This is a genomic window from Mesorhizobium sp. P2_E6 (assembly GCF_056403835.1).
Map to the genome: position 1 here is coordinate 63496 of NZ_JBFUEQ010000004.1, position 16880 is coordinate 80375.

The following is a 16880-nucleotide window of genomic DNA, read 5'->3' on the forward strand; positions in this document are numbered from 1 at the left end:
GGTCTTATGGAGTGCTGGGATCAACCAGCATCGGATCAACGAGCGGCGGTGGGGTTGGTTGCGAACTACAAACGAGGGATGACGCTCAGCAAACGAGGGATGACGCTCAGCGCGGCGGCGATAAGCGAAGGCCGCCGCCCTGCGCGGTGTCCGATTTTCAAGGGGCCGGTATTGGGGTAAATTGCCCTAGGCTCATGCCGCTCACGCCGGGAGCATTATTATGCCTTGGGATAAAAATAGGGCTATTTCCTTTGCGCGAGGACATGCTGGTGCTGGCGGAAGTCATGGCAAAGGTCATTGTGCAAGATCTGTAAGGGAGGCAATTGAAAGCGGCGGCATAACGTTGGTTCCAACTGGTGACGCGAAAGATTACGGACGGAATCTAACAAACGCTGGATTTGTTGAGACAAATACAACCATGCCAATTGCTGGAGACGTTGTAGTTATACAGGGAATAGATGGGCATCTTTCCGGACACATGGCTATCTATGACGGTAGAATATGGGTTTCCGATTTCATACAAAATGAAAGCCTTTACCCAAATCGGGCTTATCGCCAAATAAAGCCTAAATATAAAATCTACCGTCACCCCTGAGAGCACGCCGATGGCGTGGTTTGAAGTGCCGCGAATGAGAGGCCTCAGTCTTCAGCCGCGGGCCTGAACTTCCGGACGATCATCTCGAACAGGATGTCCGAAATCCACATGGCTGAAACGCCAATGAGAAATGCCGCTGCCTAGACCGCCAAAGCACTCCGCGCGGCCTAGCGCCTATGGAAGCAGCTCGGAGCGTGGAACGCCTCGATCATAGCCGGTATCGCTTTCCTGATCGTGTTTGCGCTGGTCAAGGTGGCGCTGCCCGACATCAACGAGGTGCCGGAGAAGTTCTCGGCCGTGCTGTTGTGGCAGTTCCGCGTCGCGTCGATGGGGATCCAGCTCATCCTGTGGACGGTGATCGGGCTCTTGTTCGGCGTCGTGGCTGAGCGGAAACTCGCGGCCGCCAGCCAAGCCCGCCTCGCGCGCGCTTGAAATCCCATGCGGTGGCCGCCAAGGTTTCGTGCCCTGGCGGCCATTTTCTTTTTGGCCGTTTAGCCTTGGCTTTTGCCTATCGCAACCGCCGAGGCGCATAGCGAGTTTAGCGATTCGCAACCGGCAAGTCGGGGCACACGGATCTTCGAAACGTGCGCGGCCGGCTTATCTATAAGGCGTTCGGGCCGCATGACCGGCACGACACCGCCACTATCCACTCGCCCGTAGCCAACCCTTGTCGAACACCTTTTTAGCACGATGACGGTCGACATGTGGCTCGATCAGCTTCTTGTACGCATAACTGACCTGTTGGTATTCGTCTGCGCAATCCTCGGCTCGTTCCTTCGGCAAGTATCCCTTATCGACGATGTAGCCGAACTGCTCCTTGTCGGCACCATAGGCTAAGCACAACTCGTTGTAGAAGCGTTGCGCTGGCGTGCCATGTACGTCCGCAAATTTCGCCATTTGAGGTGGAGCTGTCGCGGCCTCCGCCTCGGTCTTATACGCGTAGGCGGTGCCCCCGACGATCCTGCGTGCCTCGTCCTTATGGAGTTCCAGCGTGATGTAGGCAGACACCTGATCAGCGGCGTCTTCCTCGCGTCCAAACACCGGCACCCGCAGCATCTCGAATAGGGCGTGGCCAAATTCATGGAAACAGGTATCCAACAAGGGACCCGTGACGGCGTCGTCCGGCGTGACGCCGGCCAACGTGGTGTTTGCGGGCATGGTTTTCCGGAGTTGCTCAATGTACTCGTAGCAAATCGTTATCACGTTGTCTTCATACCAGGCATTGGCGTCACCGTCGCATCCCTCCACCTTTACCAGCAAAGGGCGCGGCAGTCGGAACGGACTGAGAAATTGCTGCAACCTCTCCAGAAACCTGACTTCCTTCAGTTGTTCGTAGATCGGCTGATGCGCTGAATTCTTGGGAAGCACATAGCTCACGGTCACCCGGTTGGCTTGAGCGGCAAGTGCTGTCGTCAAGGTGTCCGGCGCGACTACCGCCCAGGTGATAAGCAACAGCAAGATCACTCTCATCACGTTCTCCTCTATGCCATCGCGGCATTGTCTGACGTCTGCGCAGTGGCAGCCCTGCCCTTGTGTCTGGACAACCTCTGCCGTGCCTGCCTGATGCAGTCGCGGCCGACAAATGCTGTCGTTTTCTCACACCCACGCACAATCTGTTACTGATCAGATGACGCGCTAATCATCGCGCTGATCCTGGACGAGGGAAAGTAGGTCACTGTTAAGAGCGGCCGAATGGGCAGAGATTTATTCTCGAATGTCAGCTTGCTGGCGTCAGCGGCGGCCTTCGGGGGAAATCATGCAGGACGCGACCGAACCAGTCGAGCCTCGGACCATAAGAGGGTCACGCGCCAAGAGCCTTTTCTATCTCCTCGGAGGCATCGCCTTCGTTTGGATGGGAGTTCATATGGTCCGCGACTTCGCCGGTCAATCTGGCCTGGTCGCGGTCAAGTACGAAGTTGTGGGATGGGTTGCCATAGTCTTCTTCGGACTGGCTGCGCTGGGCGGCGCATTATCGTTCATCCGCCCGCGTGCTTTGATCCTTGACGGGAGTGGCTTTGCGATCGGCGGCGGCTTTGTTCGATCTCCGTTGAAGATTGCATGGCGGGACATTCAAGGCTTTCACGTCCGGGAGCAGAACCGCTACAAGTCGATCGGCTTTCGCTTCGAACTTGGCGCCAAGTCGCCGTTGAACCGGAGGCCTGGGATGGAGCTTGGCCTGTCCGGTTCGGGATGGCCGCTATCGACTGAGAAGATGGTCGAAGTCCTTAACACCTATCGGCAGCAGGCACTGAGCAACGAAGCCGACCCGGTGAGCGCGGTGGCCGGGGCTCACTCTGCCATTCTTTCAACGGCCGGAAATTTGCCTTCAGATCGGCCAGCGGGAATGCCTCTCGGGAAGGCCCCCGGACACGTCATTATTTCCTTCAAGCAAGCGATCATCCTGGGGGCGCTTGTCGCATTTGCTGTAGGGTGTCTGCAGTATGCGCTTGCCCCGTGGCCGAACCCGATCGGCACGCTCGCCCTCGACGCACAAATAGGGGCCATAGCGTCGGCAATCGCCTACCGGCTTGTGTTCGGCTGGCGAGTACGCTAGCGCCGCGATTGCGGCCAGGTGACCAGGGCCCCTACCAGCGCGTGCCCTCTGTCCGCTCGCCTACGCCGGGCGAAGGAAAATGCACAAGACGCTGAAGATGACGCCAGCAATGGCCGCTGGCGTTTCCGCTACACTCTGGTCAATTGACGATATTTGCGAGAAGATGAATGCAGTTGCGCCGAAGCTGGGGCTGCGGCCCTTACAAGCGAAAGCCGTCGCCTGATGCCGATAAAAGGTAGCACCGGGAGGGCCGCGTGAAACGCGCGTTTCTATTTGGGCTCGCGGCCCAGCTAATCTTCATTAGCGCGATCTTTCTACTTTTTGGTGACCTAATGCTGCCAATGACGCGGTCTCCGGTCATTGGCATTCTCGCATTGGGTTTGGGCGTCGCGAGCGCATTTTTCGCTTGGAAGGCGACCCTTCATTCGTCCTGGCTGGTCAAGATCGGGATGTGGATTGCCGGCTTCGTTGCTATCTACGTGGTAATCCCCCTCATCGAAGTCCTCGGCGTGCTGATCATTCCGGTTATTTCAGACTGAGCCACTCCTCCATTAGCGGTAGCTTGTTTTTCGCCTGAACTGGAGTCATCATGCAGGGTGGTTTCAAGGGGTGAAATGTCATGGAATTCGCCAGTTGCTATGACCAGAGCGGGATCGTTCTTGCGTTCCTAAACGTCACTGCGGTGTTCACAATTCTGGCCGCCTTTGCCGGTGCACGGTTGATTGCAATGTCGGGCGGGACGCCTCCCGAACAGATTCAGACCGCGTAAAAATCGCAAGCTCTCAAGGGAACTTGGGCAAGGCCCACCATCATCCGGCGCCAATCAGGCTGACCGTTGGCGAAAGCACCTCACGAAGCGATGGCATGAAGCGCTGGCAGTGGGCTGGCGAAAGGCGAGGCGATGAAGCGCGTTTGCCTGGCAGAGCTATTGGCAGCAACGGCCGCTCTGTCTGCACACGCCGATGGCGAGCGCTGGGGCATGATGCCGTCGTGCGATTCGGCCATCAGGATGATGTCGGCACTCAGGACCGCTTCGGCAGTCAGGACAGTCAGGTCTGTTCGCCTATTTGACGGCTATCGGCTCCTGCATGCCGAAGAAGATTTCGCCGCCCGTGAAGCAAGGATTGAGTACGCGACGCGGGACGACCACGGCACATTTGTCCATCATTCGGCCCGGTGCCTCTTTTGGCATCACCGCATGAGTGGGATGAGCATCGACGGAGATGTCGAGGGACAGATCATCGTGGACTGAGCCGTTCACGGCGGGTTGGATTTGTCGGAGTGGCTCGCGTCCAGGTTTGCTTGCAGGCTCCATCTTGCAGGCTCCAAGGGGGCACCGAGCCAGGCAGACGCCATCAAAAACAACGAGAGGCAGGCGCGACGGCGGCCTGTATCATTTTAATACAATCCCCAATTTGTAGACTCGCGCGGTGCACCGGCATTTAGCTAGTCCTGCGCGGGCCAAGGGGAAAAACGCCCGCTGCACGGGAGGAAGCAATGTCTGTGCAAAAGGACGATTATCGAACGAACAGGGCCGACTATGCGATTGCCGCGAAGCATGGCGCGGAAGGCGATCGCGATGAGCTGCTGGCAAGAAAAAAGACAACCTTGTGGCTGAGAGACAGGCGATCCGCCAGATTGACCGCAAACCCGTCGGAAAGCAGGCCAGGGCCGAAGGCTAGACCGCGCGGCTAGTGCATGTGCCCAAAAGTGGCCCGGTTTTGGGATAAACGAAATGCACAACACAGAGACCCAAACGCGTCGCCTGAATACGTTCAAATGCGACGCGCTTTGGCTGGCGATCGCGGCATCTAAACAAGGCTCGCGCCGCCGCTGACTGGTTATGTCAGGCATTTTGACGCTGCATTTACCATCTCAGGTCCACGGACCATGGTCCAGCTTGCGACAGTGCGGTAACAGGCGCACTCTTCGAAATGAACCCGACGACAAGGGCCTGTGATCGCAACTCTTTCGCGGCCAGGCCCTTTGTCTTATTAAGACCAATGCATTGCCTGACAACGATGTCGTGGGAGCACCGATTTGTTCGTTGATTACTATGAACTTTTGGAAATCAGTCCGAACGCCAACTCGGAAACGATAGAACGGATATTTCGTTATTTTGCCATGCGCTACCATCCCGACAACCGGGATACCGGGGACGAATCTCGCTTTAGTGAAATCATAGATGCCCACAATACGCTCAAAGATCCGGTCAAGCGCGCGCAGTACGACATCGAGTATAAAGAGCATTTGAACATTCGCCGCGGGTTGAGCGAGGAAGCCAGCAACACCAAAGGCATAGAACGGGATGCCGTCATTCAGGCCAAAGTGCTCTCGCTCCTCTATGTCAAGCGCCGACAAGACGTCAACAATCCCGGCATTGGCGATACAGAACTCGAACGCCTGGCCGACTGCCCGCGTGAACATCTGGAATTTCATCTTTGGTATCTGAAAGCCAAAGGCTGGATAGGAAGGATAGAGAACGGGACGTTCGCGATCACCGTGGAAGGCATCGATCGCACCCATACCGAACATCGTCGTGATCCCACTACCAGACTACTGGACCATACGAACTGAAGTGGCTGCTCGCCCTGGCTGCTGTACCACGCTGCCGAAGTGCCTCCGCGCATCCGGCGCTTCTCCGAGGCCGCGGGCAACATCACAAAAGCTCGCCCGAGTAGGCAACGCAAATCGGTTTTTTAGCGACCGCGAAACCAAGCTCGCACTTCCGCGTTGAAGCTCATCCAACATGGAGCTCGACGAATGGATTCGGCAACTGCGGCAGTAATGCTTTTGCTTTCGTGCAGCCCGGGGAGAGAAGCTTCCGTGTGCAAACCCATCGATACGGCGTCGACGATGTACACATCGCTTGACCAGTGCCGGGCTTCCCTGTCGCGGAGGCTGGCAAGCTCTCCCAACGGCGCAATCGTCGGAAGGTGCAAGTCGATCGACCCCAACGTCACCGCATCCCTGCCTGCGCAATATACGACGGTCGTGGTCAAGCGAGGAATTGGGCAAGGCACCGTGACCAGCTATCTCGTGCCACGCGAGACGAAATGAAAAGAGGCGGTGCCGGAAGCGCGTGGCCGCTTGGCCACCCTGAAGATAATCCAGCAAAGGCAAAACCGGGCGACCTGCATCATCGATAATAAAGCAACTCGCCGGGGCAGCCCCAACGCCCTCCCCAGCGAGCCAGTTGCTCCGCGTAGAACGAGAAATGGAGCAACTGGAGCCCTATACGAACCCAGGCTCCAATAAGTTTCACCTCCAGCCATCCTGAAACCATTTTGTCGAACTTGCGTTGACGACCGGGGGCCGTCAGACCCAGGAGATATCCCATGACCGTCAACTGCCGCATCTCGATCGACAACCGGCCGGAAGCCACCGATGCCGTCTTCCAAGCGGTTCCCCGGATCGGCGAAAGCGTTTCGCTGTCGATCAACGGAAATGCGCAGGACCTGCGGGTATCGCGTGTGGTGCATGTGACGAATGGCACGCTGGAAGGTGCGGCGATCGTCGTCGAAGTGACGACCAGCATCCTGTAGGGGTCGAGAGCAGTCGGGTCCCGGCCTGTCAGCCGGCGCCCGCTGCCGTTTGCGACCAGCTGACCAGCTCAGTTGCGACCTACTCCTTGTCGCCCTCGGCAATCCCATTGCCGTCGGTGGGCAGGATTCCAAAATCCTGCGACTTCACCCCCTGCTCCGCCGTCAGGAACCCGTCCGAGGCCAGACCGCGCCGCAGCAGTTCCCTGACCGCAGCCGAGCGGCTCGGCATGCGCTTGTCATATCGCCAGTTCTCCAGCGCGGCCAGTTCGTCAGCCGTCAGCATGATCTGCAGTCGTTCGGGGCGTTCCAGTTCAGCCATGGCGCTTCCTCGCTCAAGACTAAGAATACGTTGAGTTAGTATCTGTCTCACTCAGCTTATAATTATGATAGGCCGCATTATGCGTCAAGACCCTGCGATGGGTGAACGACGTATCCCACACATGATAAGCATCAAACGCGGGCTGCGCATTTGTGTAACTATGCTAACCAACTGATTTAATTGAATATTTTATAGATTTCACTTGCCAGAAGCTCATGCCCGGCGCATGATGGAATCTGAACAGAAAACCGGTCCCTCTGGGAGGTTTCGATGCGGTATGATTACTCGGCGCGCCTACGCGATGACGTCAATTCAGCGGTCCTGACGACATTCAGAAAGGCGGGCATCGTCAACATCTCGATGGTTGCGGAGCAGGTCAGGGTCAGGAATCTGGCCGAGAATGTCGCCCTCGAGGACATTGAACACCTGGTCCTGCAGGCGGCACAACTCATTGGCGCGGCGATCGAATTCGACGGCCTTGCCGGTTTGCTCGTGGATGGCCTTGCCGATGAAGATGGCGAGCGCATTTCCCCGATTGACCTGCCTCATCTGGCCTCGATCCAATAGGCAGCCAAAACGGCGGGCTGCCTGTAAGCGCTGCGCCATTCGACCAGACGCAGAACGCTGCCGGCCTGCACCATGCCTTGCGACGCTGTGCACCTGAGTCGGCTTTCAGTCGAAACGGCTGCGACATTAACCACGTTGCCATCAGCATGGACCCCAAAGCGGGTGTTGAACGTTTCCCATTATGGAAAATCAACAACACCGATTCTATTGCCACATCGAGACAGACGGAACCTGGGCGGTTTGGGATCGTATTGCCAATGCGCCGGCGAGCTTGGGAGGGCGGGACCTGATTGGTTGCACATCCCAGCGTGCCAACGCCGCGGAAGGCGTGCTGACGCGGATCTATGACAACGGATTGGATGCGGTTGCCGCTCGCATATCAGGGATAACGCATTCTCGTCAGGGATAGCGCAGTCTCGACCCAACCAGCCTAGCCACCCGCGGGCCGCACGCCCAGGGATCCTGGTTCAATAAATCTGCACGCCAAGCCGCTCGTTGCGTCTCCACCGCACCACGGCGCGATAGTTGGCGTCGTCCGCAGGCACGTGCAGGACGAACCGGTCGGGGATTGTTACGCCTGGGTCCACCCGCAACTCCGCGCCGTGAACGTGCTGATTCCTGACCGAGCAACTGATCTTGGCATCGTCCGTGATAATGATCGCATCCTTCAGAACAATCCCCCGTGCATCAGCGCGTCGTTCTACTGGCGGATCCGTGGGGCTCATCGTTCATTCCTCCTGGAACCCTGCAAGGCGGCGTGCCGCAGATCTTCCTTGTCACGCAATGGGGATTATGCCGGCCCAATTGTTCGGGCCGCTTCTTCTTCGAGCTTCACAAGCTTTGCCCGGATCTCTTCCGGTTCGGCATGCTCCAACCCGACAACGTCGTTTCGGGTTTCGTCAAGGGCAATGATGATCTCATTGAGTTTGGCGTGGATGGCGGCGGTGTCGCGATAGCCCTGTATGAGGACGACACCGGTGATCACGATGGCCGCAACCGACAGCGCATAGGTAACCGCATTTGTCAGCCCGAAAGGCACCAGCGCAGTGCAAAGTACCATGGCTATGAGCATCACATAGAAACCCGGGGGCCGGGAAAGAAAGTCGGCCGCGACGAACAGGAAGCGGTTCATGCTAACCGTCCCCGTTCCCGACTTGCCAAGCCTCGAGATCGCGTCGGCAGCCTGCCATATTGTCCATCATAGCCTGGCCAAGGCGAAGACAGCGATCAGCGCGGTGACCGCCACGCAGACAGGCACTGCCAGGAGCATGCCCGCCTCCAAAAACCGGGTCTCTTTGTCCGTGAACATTAGTGATTCCTCATATGACTGCAACGGAGAAATTCATGGAGCCCGCTTCCCGAAATAGATCGCGAAGCGGGCTCGCCTGCTGCGGCAGGTCTACTCGATGATCTGCACGACCTTGCGGGTATCAGGATCCACGAGAACGGCGTGGTCGCCGACGACCGTGTACTTGTATTTGACGTCGGGCACCTCGATGGCGTGAAGCTCCACCGTGTCCGGAAGCGCCGTGCCGACGTTGAGTTCGACACCCAGCAGGCTGACGGATGCGAGCTTCTGCTTGTGGATGTATTCGCGAACCACCGTCTGCTGTTCCGGCTTGAGAATTACGACGTTTTCCGCGAAGGCAGTACCAATCCCAGCGACCAGCGCGAGGCCTGCGACTGCACTGACAAGATATTTCTTCATGACAAAATCTTTCCTTCTTGCGCCAATTTGGCAGCCAGGTTTGACTGCCAATCACGAGTCAGCAACGAGCCCCACAGCATTGCGTTCCGCCGCTCAGGCTAAGGTCCGGGGGTGGTACGACTGAAGTCTTAGCGGGCAACCTATGCCTGGCCGATACGTTAGAACCGCGCGAGAATCGGGGCCCCGAGCACGAGCCCTTTTCCTCGGCATCAACCGAGAGTCCACCATTCCCCCACACAGCGGGGTACCACCTCTAGCTTCCCCGCAGCGGCGGCGCGGCGTTTCCCACAGCGAGGCGAACAGTGACCTGTATCCAGAGACCGAGCACTCATGATGACGACACCCGACCAGCAAATGACAACCATGCTCGTGTCCCGGAGGTGCTTTCCGTACTTGATCTCATCCCCTCTCCCGACGACCACGAGATTGCTGATATTGTCAGGCGCACGGAGCGCCTTGCGATGGCGTTGGTCATCGGAATGGCGATTTGCTTGATCTCCGCACCGGCAGTCTATCTTACCCTGGCCTACTACTCTCACTGACACATAAGGGCTGAGACTTGAGGGTTCGCTCGCCGCACAGGTGCGGCGAGCAAACCCTATCAGCGCAGGAAGGGACGTGGCTGCGCCGATCGGAAAAGTTCGAGGTCGTTCCTTGGAGGTCGGTCAGCCGAAGGTAATTCCAATCACCATAAAAGTGATGGCAACCGCGAAGATCGGTGCGAGCAACCAGCGTGCCTGGCCAACACTCCTATCCATAGCTTCCTCCAGCAAATCTGCAGCGGACAACGACCGTGAGAGCCGACTGTTCCCGGCGGCGCCACCGGCAAGACCATTGCGGTTTGTGATCGGACTTAGGTCGCATGCGCCGCTCGACCCAAGCCCAACCCGGGAACATTTGCGGGCGGAACAAGTCGCGCCATCGGAAATTATCCCGTCGCCCAACCCGAGGAGGACGTTGTGAAAGGTCTGCGCAGTCTCCTTGCCGAACTGTCTTTGAGCTGGCTCAGGCGCCGCAAGGCGCAAGCGCCGCAAACCGCCAACCTTAAGACCGCGACCCCCAAGACCTTGAACACGGTCAAAGCCGCGCCCCGCAAAGCTGTACACAAGACAAGGCAGCGTCCGGCCCACAAGCCCAAGCCACTGTCTTCCCGCGACGTGGCCTCGAACATGTGAAGACAGCGCGGCCGAAAGGCTGTGGGAATTGAGCGAGCGGCCGCTATAGTCTGGTGATCCCCCCACCGGAGAACGCCAGCCATGACCCTGAAAACCCACAAGCTCGGCAGCCAAGGGCTGCAGGTCTCGGCCATCGGCCTTGGCTGCATGGGCATGAGCCAGTCCTACGGTCCGGCCGACGAGGCCGAATCCATCGCCACCCTGCACCGCGCCATCGAACTCGGCTGCACCTTCCTCGACACCGCCGAGGTCTATGGCCCTCATACCAACGAGGCCCTGCTCGGCCGGGCGCTGAAGGGCAAGCGCGACCAGGTGACCATCGCCACCAAATTCGGCTTCCGCATCGAAAACGGCAAGCAGCTCGACGGAACCGACAGCCGGCCCGAGCATATCCGCGCGGCTGTGGAAGGCTCGCTCGGCCGGCTCGCCACCGACCATATCGACCTGCTCTACCAGCACCGCGTCGACCCGGCGGTGCCGATCGAGGATGTCGCCGGCGCGGTCGGCGAATTGGTCGCCCAAGGCAAGGTGCGGTTCTTCGGCCTATCCGAGGCGGGTGCGGCCAACATCCGCCGCGCGCATGCCGTTTATCCGGTGTCGGCGGTGCAGAGCGAGTATTCGCTGTGGGAGCGCAATCTGGAGCCGCAGATCATCCCGCTGCTCGGCGAACTCGGCATCGGCCTGGTGCCGTTCTCGCCGCTCGGCCGCGGTTTCCTCACCGGCGAGGTTAGCCGAGCGGAAAACTATCCCGAGGGCGATTACCGCCGCAACGACCCGCGCTACCAGGGCGAGAACTACGACGCCAATGTCGAGGCGGCGGCCAAAGTGCGCGACATCGCGGCGGCCAAAGGCGTCAAGCCCGGCCAGGTCGCGCTGGCCTGGCTGCTGCACAAGGGCACCGGTTTTGGCATCGACATCGTGCCGATCCCCGGCACCAAGCGGAGAAAATACCTGGAGGAGAATATCGCCGCCGTCGCAATCAAGCTCGATGCCGCCGAGATGGCCGCCCTCGACGAAGCGCTGGCGCCGGGCAAAATCTCCGGCCCGCGCTACGGCCAGCGCGGGTTGGCGATGGTCGACCGGTAGGGGTCTGGGCATAGCCGGCGGAAATCTGAGCCATTCCAATAACCCAGAAATACCAACCGGGAGCGCGAGGATTTAAGCGCAGCGCCTCTGCGCACGCTTTCGACTGGCTTTAGCCCGGTGCTGGGCAGCCACAGGGTGGACATTTCAGCCGACATGGAAAATGATCATGTTGCCCTGCACAACACTGCAGTGCTCTGATCTCGACGAACAAGCCTGAGCGTAGAAGCGGATCAACCGACCTCCGGGTCCAGCGAGCGAGGACGCAAATGGACACCCCTGAGGATGCGCAATGGCATCGCGACGCGGGCGGGCAACCCCGTCGATCGGCCGGCTGGCTTGCCCGCGCCGCCGTGTCGGCGGCATTCCTGCTCGGCATGGCTTTCAGCAGCACTGCGTTTGCGCAGGACCAGCCGCTACCCGTGGTGACGGCGGCCAAGCCGGTGGTCCGTGAAATCGTCGAAGACGACGAGTTCGTCGGGCGATTCGAAGCCGTCGACCAAGTCGCCATCCGCTCGCGCGTCAGCGGTTATCTGGACAAGGTCAGCTTCCAGGACGGCGCACTGGTCAACAAGGGCGACCTGCTCTTCACCATCGACCAGCGTCCGTACCAGGCGGCTTATGATGCCGCCAAATCGCAAGTGGACGTCGCCAAGAGTCTGCTCGAATTCTCCAAGATGCAGCTGGATCGCGCCGACGAACTCGCCAAGACCGGCAATATCTCAACCTCGACCGTCGACGACCGCCGGCGGGAATACCTTTCGGCGCAGGCGCAGATGCAGGGCGCGACGGCTGCGCTGAGGACGGCCAGCCTGAACATGGAATTCACCGAGATCAAGGCGCCCTTGTCCGGCCGCATCGACCGCCGGCTGGTGTCGGTCGGCAACCTCGTGCAGCCGGATTCCACCTTGCTGACGACCATCGTTACGCGCGATCCGATCGACTTCTATTTCGACGTCGATGAGCGCCTGTATTTCAGCTACGCCCGCGACGCGAAGGAGCGCGGCGGCAGCATGCAGGAAGGCGACAGCGGGCTCGAGGTGGTGGTTCGCGTCGCCGACCGCGCGGAGGCGGTATTCAAAGGCAAGCTCGATTTTGCCGAGAACCGGATCGACAACGCGACCGGCACCATGCGGGTGCGTGCAACGTTTCCCAACGCCGACGGCATTCTCCAGCCAGGCATGTTCGGGCGCATCAACGTGCCGGGGTCGCTGCCGCATAGCGGCGTGCTGGTGCCCGACGAGGCGATCGGCGCCGATCAGGATCGCCGCATCGTGTTCCTGGTGGATGAGGCCGGGATGGTGACGGCGAAGCCCGTGCGCACCGGCCCGCTTCTCGACGGCTACCGGGTGATCCGCCAGGGCCTGACCGGCGACGAGACGATCATCGTCAACGGGCTGATGCACGCCAGGCCCGGCACCAAGGTGAAGGTCGAGATGGTGACGTTGCCGCCCAAGGCCGAGACCGCCGGGTTGCAGCAATGAGGTTCGCACATTTCTTCGTCGACCGTCCGATCTTCGCATCGGTCGTTTCGATCGTCCTGCTGATCCTCGGCGGGATTGCTTATACCCAGCTGCCGGTCGCCCAATATCCCGAGATCGCGCCGCCGACCATCGTCGTTCGCGCGCAGTATCCGGGCGCCGACGCCGAGACGATCGCAGCGACGGTGGCAACGCCGATCGAGCAGGAGATCAACGGCGTCGAGGGCATGCTCTACATGTCGTCCTATTCGTCGGGCGACGGGGCAATGGCGCTGACCATCACCTTCAAGCTGGGCACCGATCTCGACCAGGCGCAGGTGCTGGTGCAGAACCGCGTGTCGATCGCCCAGCCGCGCCTGCCCGAAGAAGTCCGCCGCCTCGGCATCACCACCACCAAGAGCTCGCCCGACCTGATGATGGTCGTGCACATGCTGTCGCCCGACAATACCTACGACCAGCTCTACGTCTCGAACTACGCCCGCTCGCAGGTCCGCGATATACTGCTCAGACTTGACGGCGTCGGCGACCTCACCATCTTCGGCGAACGCGAATATTCGCTGCGCATCTGGCTCGATCCGGAAAAACTGTCCGCCCTGGGGATGACCTCGGGCGATGTGGTGCAGGCGCTGCGCGACCAGAACGTCCAGGTGTCGGGCGGCTCGATCGGTGCGCCGCCGACCAACACCGGCACGGCGTTCCAGTACACGGTCACCACGCAAGGCCGCTTCAACGACGCACGCGACTTCCGATACGTGATCGTCAAATCGGCCGACGACGGCCGCCTGATCTCGCTACAGGACGTGGCGCGCATCGAGCTCGGCGCCAAGGATTACGTCACCAACTCCTATCTCAACGGCAAACCGGCGGTGGCGCTCGCCATCTTCCAGCGGCCGGGCACCAATGCCCTCGCCGCAGCCGCGCAGATCCAGGACAAGATGAAGGAGCTTTCCCGCGACTTCCCCAAGGGGTTGAGCTACGACATCGTCTACAATCCGACCGAGTTCGTCGCCGAGTCGATCCAGGAGGTCTACAAGACGATCCTCGAGGCGATGGTGCTTGTCATCATCGTCATCATCGTCTTCCTGCAATCGTGGCGCATGGCGATCGTGCCGATCGTGGCGATCCCCGTGTCGCTGATCGGCACGCTGGCGGTGCTCTACGCCGCCGGCTTCTCGCTCAACATGCTGACGCTGTTCGGCCTCGTTCTGGCGATCGGCATCGTCGTCGACGATGCGATCGTCGTGGTCGAGAACGTCGAGCGCAATATCGCCAAAGGGCTGGCGCCCAATCCTGCGTCGCACCTGACCATGGACGAAGTCGGAACGGCGGTCATCGCGATCTCGCTGGTGCTGATAGCCGTGTTCGTGCCGACAGCCTTCATCCCCGGCATTTCTGGGCAGTTCTACCTGCAGTTTGCGATCACCATCGCGGTGTCGACGGCGATCTCGGCATTCAATTCGCTGACGCTTTCGCCGGCGCTGGCCGCACTGCTGTTCAAGCCGCACCACGCCGCGGCGGCGCCGCCGCGCTTTTTCCTGGCACGGTTCGCACGGGCGCTCGCCGACGGCTTCAATCGCGGCTTCGACAGGGTCGCCCATTGGTATTCGAGCATCATCCGCGTTCTGGTCGGCTCGTGGATAACGATCGCCGCCATGCTGGGCGTTTTCGCTGCCCTCATCTGCGCCACGGTCTACATGGTGCAGGCGGTGCCGCGCGGTTTCATTCCGACGCTCGACCAGGGCTATGCGATCGTCGTCGTCCAACTGCCGGACGGCGCCTCTCTGTCGAGGACCGATGCGGTCATTAAGCAGGCGTCGCAGATCATCCAGAAAACGCCAGGCGTCGACTACGCAGTCGCCTTCGCCGGCTTCTCCGGCGCGACCTTCACCAACGCCAGCAATGCGGGCGTGATCTTCGCCAGGTTCAAGCCGTTTGACGAGCGACTGAAAGCCGGCCAGTCGGCGACCAAGGTCATCGGCAATCTGTTCGGCAGCCTGCAAACCATCAAGGAAGCCTTCATCATCGCACTGCCGCCGCCGCCGATCCGCGGCGTCGGCAATGCTGGCGGCTTCAAGCTGCTGATCCAGGAGCGCAACAGCGCCGACATGCGGCAGGTCCTGGCGCTTGCCAACGACATCGCCGGCCAGGCCAACAAGACGCCGGGGCTGACAGGCGTGTTCACGACGTTCTCCGCGTCGAGCCCGCAATTCTTCCTGGCGATCGATCGCGACAAGGCGCGCATCCTGAACGTGCCGATCCCCAACATCTTCGAGACGCTGTCGATCAATTTGGGCACCGCCTACGTCAACGACTTCAACGCTTTCGGGCGCGTCTACCAGGTGCGGGCGCAGGCCGACCAGGCGTTCCGCCTCGATCGCGCCGACATCTTGAAACTGAAGGTGCGCTCGGCGACCGGCGCGCTGGTTCCGCTCGGCACGTTGATCGAGATCCGCGACGTCACCGGCCCGGCGCTGGTCCAGCGCTACAACATGTACGTCTCGGTGCCGCTGCAGGGCAACGCCGCGCCCGGCGTTTCCACGGGCGACGCGCTGGCATTGATGGAAGGGATCACGGCAAAGACGCTGCCGGCCGGTACCTCCTATGAATGGACCGAGCTCGCCTATCAGGAGCGCAACACCGGCAATGCCGCTGTCTATATCTTCGGACTGTCGGTGCTGTTCGTGTTCCTGGCGCTGGCGGCGCAATATGAAAGCTGGGTGCTGCCGTTCGCCATTGTGTTGGTGGTGCCGCTCGGCGTGCTCGCGGCGTTGATCGGCGTGTCTTTCCGAGGCCTGGACAACAACATCCTCGTGCAGATCGGCCTCATCGTGCTGATCGGGCTTGCCGCCAAGAACGCGATCCTGATCGTCGAATTCGCGCGGCAGGCGGAGGAACGCGGCCTGTCGGCCGCCGAGGCTGCCGTCGAAGCCTGCCGGCTCAGGCTGCGGCCGATCCTGATGACCGCCTTCTCGTTCATCCTCGGCGTCGTGCCGCTGATGATCGCAACAGGCCCGGGCGCGGAAATGCGCCAGTCGCTCGGCACCGCGGTGTTCTCCGGCATGCTCGGCGTCACCTTCGTCGGCCTGTTCCTGACGCCGGTGTTCTACGTCACGCTCAGGTCGCTGTTTTCACGGCGCAAGCCCCGTGCCGAGGCCGCGCCTTCGGGGCCGGCAGAGGCGCCATCGGAGACGGCCGCCAAGTAGGTTACGAATTCGTCGCGCCGGGCGCGGCTTTATCGGCGCGGCGCAGCAACGATCCCGGTAGCGACGCGCAGTATTGACCTTAACCTGGGAGGAGTAGGGAGATCTTCACGCGCGGCGCGAAAAAACAACGCAAATACAGCTGATTGGTTACGACGTAGGTATTCTCGCAGATATGGTATTGGTCGTCCGGGGATTCCTGCACGCGGTCCCGTGGGATGATGAAGTTATGCGGCAAGTAAATGTAACCGCCGTCGCCCCTCATCCGCACCGAAGAACGAGGTATGGCGCGGCAATCAGAACCACCGCAACACTTGAATTTCGTCTGCGGATCGAACTTGTTTTCGTACCAATCATGGGCGCTGGCGACTGTTGCGGCGGCGATACACACCGCCGTGACGATGAACCTTCGCATGGCCTTCCTCAACTATCTGGCAGGCGCTGCTCCTTCGAGCGTCCATGTATATTAGCGTTCCTTTAGAAATGCCATTGACCCTCGGCTGACTGGCGCAAGTCGGCCCCATGGCCGACTTTCCCGCACCCAATATTCCTGCAAAGGATGATCTTGCTTTTGAGGGCAACCACCGCCCGCAACACAAAGGCTTCAACGGTTTTATGCGGCCAATCGGACGTCTGCCGGGCCGCATCCGGTC

General features: G+C 60.2%; 19 protein-coding genes and 1 pseudogene. 13 read left to right on the forward strand and 7 right to left on the reverse strand.

Going from position 1 to position 16880, the window contains the following annotated elements:
• Positions 1-220 precede the first annotated feature (220 nt).
• Complete coding sequence (locus AC1D08_RS10975; RefSeq protein WP_477301739.1) at positions 221-595, forward strand: CHAP domain-containing protein; 375 nt, start codon at positions 221-223, stop codon at positions 593-595.
• A 189-nt stretch (positions 596-784) separates the two neighbouring features.
• Positions 785-1027 (forward strand): annotated as a pseudogene (locus AC1D08_RS10980) (CbtA family protein); the annotation flags it as partial.
• Positions 1028-1237: 210 nt separating this feature from the next.
• Here the strand turns inward: AC1D08_RS10980 and AC1D08_RS10985 are convergent.
• Positions 1238-2065, reverse strand: a complete 828-nt coding sequence (locus tag AC1D08_RS10985) for a DUF4344 domain-containing metallopeptidase (protein WP_477423111.1) — start codon at positions 2063-2065, stop codon at positions 1238-1240.
• 286 nt (positions 2066-2351) lie between these two features.
• Between AC1D08_RS10985 and AC1D08_RS10990 the strand changes: the two genes are divergently transcribed.
• The 8 genes from AC1D08_RS10990 to AC1D08_RS11025 all read left to right on the forward strand — a co-directional run bounded on the left by AC1D08_RS10990 (position 2352) and on the right by AC1D08_RS11025 (position 6694).
• Positions 2352-3149 (forward strand): STM3941 family protein, encoded by a 798-nt coding sequence (locus tag AC1D08_RS10990; protein ID WP_477423113.1) that lies wholly within the window; start codon positions 2352-2354, stop codon positions 3147-3149.
• A 79-nt stretch (positions 3150-3228) separates the two neighbouring features.
• A complete protein-coding gene (locus tag AC1D08_RS10995) occupies positions 3229-3372 on the forward strand; it encodes a hypothetical protein (protein ID WP_477226861.1) in 144 nt (47 codons plus the stop codon).
• Between the two features lie 31 nt (positions 3373-3403).
• Positions 3404-3688 carry a hypothetical protein gene (locus AC1D08_RS11000; RefSeq protein ID WP_457155158.1) on the forward strand — a complete coding sequence of 95 codons (285 nt, stop codon included), beginning with the start codon at positions 3404-3406 and terminating at the stop codon, positions 3686-3688.
• Between the two features lie 80 nt (positions 3689-3768).
• Positions 3769-3918: a hypothetical protein gene (locus tag AC1D08_RS11005; RefSeq protein WP_457155157.1), complete on the forward strand. Its 150-nt coding sequence runs from the start codon at positions 3769-3771 to the stop codon at positions 3916-3918.
• A gap of 132 nt (positions 3919-4050) precedes the next feature.
• Entirely contained in the window at positions 4051-4401 is a 351-nt protein-coding gene (locus AC1D08_RS11010) for a hypothetical protein (RefSeq protein ID WP_457155156.1), read from the forward strand.
• Positions 4402-5189: 788 nt separating this feature from the next.
• The gene (locus AC1D08_RS11015) at positions 5190-5726 is read left to right on the forward strand and encodes a DnaJ domain-containing protein (protein WP_477301729.1); all 537 of its coding nucleotides are present in this window, start codon (positions 5190-5192) and stop codon (positions 5724-5726) included.
• A 249-nt stretch (positions 5727-5975) separates the two neighbouring features.
• The gene (locus AC1D08_RS11020) at positions 5976-6209 is read left to right on the forward strand and encodes a hypothetical protein (RefSeq protein WP_457155302.1); all 234 of its coding nucleotides are present in this window, start codon (positions 5976-5978) and stop codon (positions 6207-6209) included.
• Positions 6210-6487: 278 nt separating this feature from the next.
• Positions 6488-6694 carry a hypothetical protein gene (locus tag AC1D08_RS11025; protein WP_457155303.1) on the forward strand — a complete coding sequence of 69 codons (207 nt, stop codon included), beginning with the start codon at positions 6488-6490 and terminating at the stop codon, positions 6692-6694.
• Positions 6695-6773: 79 nt separating this feature from the next.
• Here the strand turns inward: AC1D08_RS11025 and AC1D08_RS11030 are convergent, their stop codons facing one another.
• The 5 genes from AC1D08_RS11030 to AC1D08_RS11050 all read right to left on the reverse strand — a co-directional run bounded on the left by AC1D08_RS11030 (position 6774) and on the right by AC1D08_RS11050 (position 9288).
• Complete coding sequence (locus AC1D08_RS11030) at positions 6774-7013, reverse strand: hypothetical protein (RefSeq protein WP_095091359.1); 240 nt, start codon at positions 7011-7013, stop codon at positions 6774-6776.
• A gap of 312 nt (positions 7014-7325) precedes the next feature.
• Positions 7326-7562 carry a hypothetical protein gene (locus AC1D08_RS11035; protein ID WP_477301725.1) on the reverse strand — a complete coding sequence of 79 codons (237 nt, stop codon included), beginning with the start codon at positions 7560-7562 and terminating at the stop codon, positions 7326-7328.
• Between the two features lie 485 nt (positions 7563-8047).
• Complete coding sequence (locus AC1D08_RS11040; protein WP_477301723.1) at positions 8048-8305, reverse strand: PilZ domain-containing protein; 258 nt, start codon at positions 8303-8305, stop codon at positions 8048-8050.
• A 65-nt stretch (positions 8306-8370) separates the two neighbouring features.
• A complete protein-coding gene (locus tag AC1D08_RS11045) occupies positions 8371-8712 on the reverse strand; it encodes a low affinity iron permease family protein (protein WP_477226854.1) in 342 nt (113 codons plus the stop codon).
• 267 nt (positions 8713-8979) lie between these two features.
• Positions 8980-9288 carry a DUF1236 domain-containing protein gene (locus tag AC1D08_RS11050; protein ID WP_457155502.1) on the reverse strand — a complete coding sequence of 103 codons (309 nt, stop codon included), beginning with the start codon at positions 9286-9288 and terminating at the stop codon, positions 8980-8982.
• Positions 9289-10544: 1256 nt separating this feature from the next.
• On the opposite strand from AC1D08_RS11050, the gene AC1D08_RS11055 reads away from it, so the two are divergent.
• The 3 genes from AC1D08_RS11055 (at position 10545) to AC1D08_RS11065 (ending at position 16230) form a co-directional block, all read left to right on the forward strand.
• The gene (locus AC1D08_RS11055; RefSeq protein ID WP_457154401.1) at positions 10545-11549 is read left to right on the forward strand and encodes an aldo/keto reductase; all 1005 of its coding nucleotides are present in this window, start codon (positions 10545-10547) and stop codon (positions 11547-11549) included.
• Positions 11550-11923: 374 nt separating this feature from the next.
• On the forward strand, positions 11924-13030 hold the full coding sequence (locus tag AC1D08_RS11060) for an efflux RND transporter periplasmic adaptor subunit (protein ID WP_477423344.1): 1107 nt from the start codon (positions 11924-11926) through the stop codon (positions 13028-13030).
• Positions 13027-16230, forward strand: coding sequence for an efflux RND transporter permease subunit (locus AC1D08_RS11065; protein ID WP_477423115.1), 3204 nt, complete (start codon positions 13027-13029; stop codon positions 16228-16230). Before AC1D08_RS11060 ends, AC1D08_RS11065 begins: the two co-directional genes overlap by 4 nt.
• A gap of 79 nt (positions 16231-16309) precedes the next feature.
• On the opposite strand, the gene AC1D08_RS11070 is transcribed toward AC1D08_RS11065, so the two are convergent.
• Positions 16310-16642: a hypothetical protein gene (locus AC1D08_RS11070; protein WP_457153404.1), complete on the reverse strand. Its 333-nt coding sequence runs from the start codon at positions 16640-16642 to the stop codon at positions 16310-16312.
• Between the last annotated feature and the right edge of the window lie 238 nt (positions 16643-16880).

Bases quoted from the DNA above. Each gene is read 5' to 3' on its own strand.
- AC1D08_RS10975 (WP_477301739.1), top strand. From the start codon at position 221: ATGCCTTGGGATAAAAATAGGGCTATTTCCTTTGCGCGAGGACATGCT.
- AC1D08_RS10985 (WP_477423111.1), bottom strand. From the start codon at position 2,065: ATGAGAGTGATCTTGCTGTTGCTTATCACCTGGGCGGTAGTCGCGCCG.
- AC1D08_RS10990 (WP_477423113.1), top strand. From the start codon at position 2,352: ATGCAGGACGCGACCGAACCAGTCGAGCCTCGGACCATAAGAGGGTCA.
- AC1D08_RS10995 (WP_477226861.1), top strand. From the start codon at position 3,229: ATGCACAAGACGCTGAAGATGACGCCAGCAATGGCCGCTGGCGTTTCC.
- AC1D08_RS11005 (WP_457155157.1), top strand. From the start codon at position 3,769: ATGGAATTCGCCAGTTGCTATGACCAGAGCGGGATCGTTCTTGCGTTC.
- AC1D08_RS11010 (WP_457155156.1), top strand. From the start codon at position 4,051: ATGAAGCGCGTTTGCCTGGCAGAGCTATTGGCAGCAACGGCCGCTCTG.
- AC1D08_RS11025 (WP_457155303.1), top strand. From the start codon at position 6,488: ATGACCGTCAACTGCCGCATCTCGATCGACAACCGGCCGGAAGCCACC.
- AC1D08_RS11030 (WP_095091359.1), bottom strand. From the start codon at position 7,013: ATGGCTGAACTGGAACGCCCCGAACGACTGCAGATCATGCTGACGGCT.
- AC1D08_RS11035 (WP_477301725.1), bottom strand. From the start codon at position 7,562: ATGAGGCAGGTCAATCGGGGAAATGCGCTCGCCATCTTCATCGGCAAG.
- AC1D08_RS11040 (WP_477301723.1), bottom strand. From the start codon at position 8,305: ATGAGCCCCACGGATCCGCCAGTAGAACGACGCGCTGATGCACGGGGG.
- AC1D08_RS11045 (WP_477226854.1), bottom strand. From the start codon at position 8,712: ATGAACCGCTTCCTGTTCGTCGCGGCCGACTTTCTTTCCCGGCCCCCG.
- AC1D08_RS11050 (WP_457155502.1), bottom strand. From the start codon at position 9,288: ATGAAGAAATATCTTGTCAGTGCAGTCGCAGGCCTCGCGCTGGTCGCT.
- AC1D08_RS11055 (WP_457154401.1), top strand. From the start codon at position 10,545: ATGACCCTGAAAACCCACAAGCTCGGCAGCCAAGGGCTGCAGGTCTCG.
- AC1D08_RS11060 (WP_477423344.1), top strand. From the start codon at position 11,924: ATGGCTTTCAGCAGCACTGCGTTTGCGCAGGACCAGCCGCTACCCGTG.
- AC1D08_RS11065 (WP_477423115.1), top strand. From the start codon at position 13,027: ATGAGGTTCGCACATTTCTTCGTCGACCGTCCGATCTTCGCATCGGTC.
- AC1D08_RS11070 (WP_457153404.1), bottom strand. From the start codon at position 16,642: ATGCGAAGGTTCATCGTCACGGCGGTGTGTATCGCCGCCGCAACAGTC.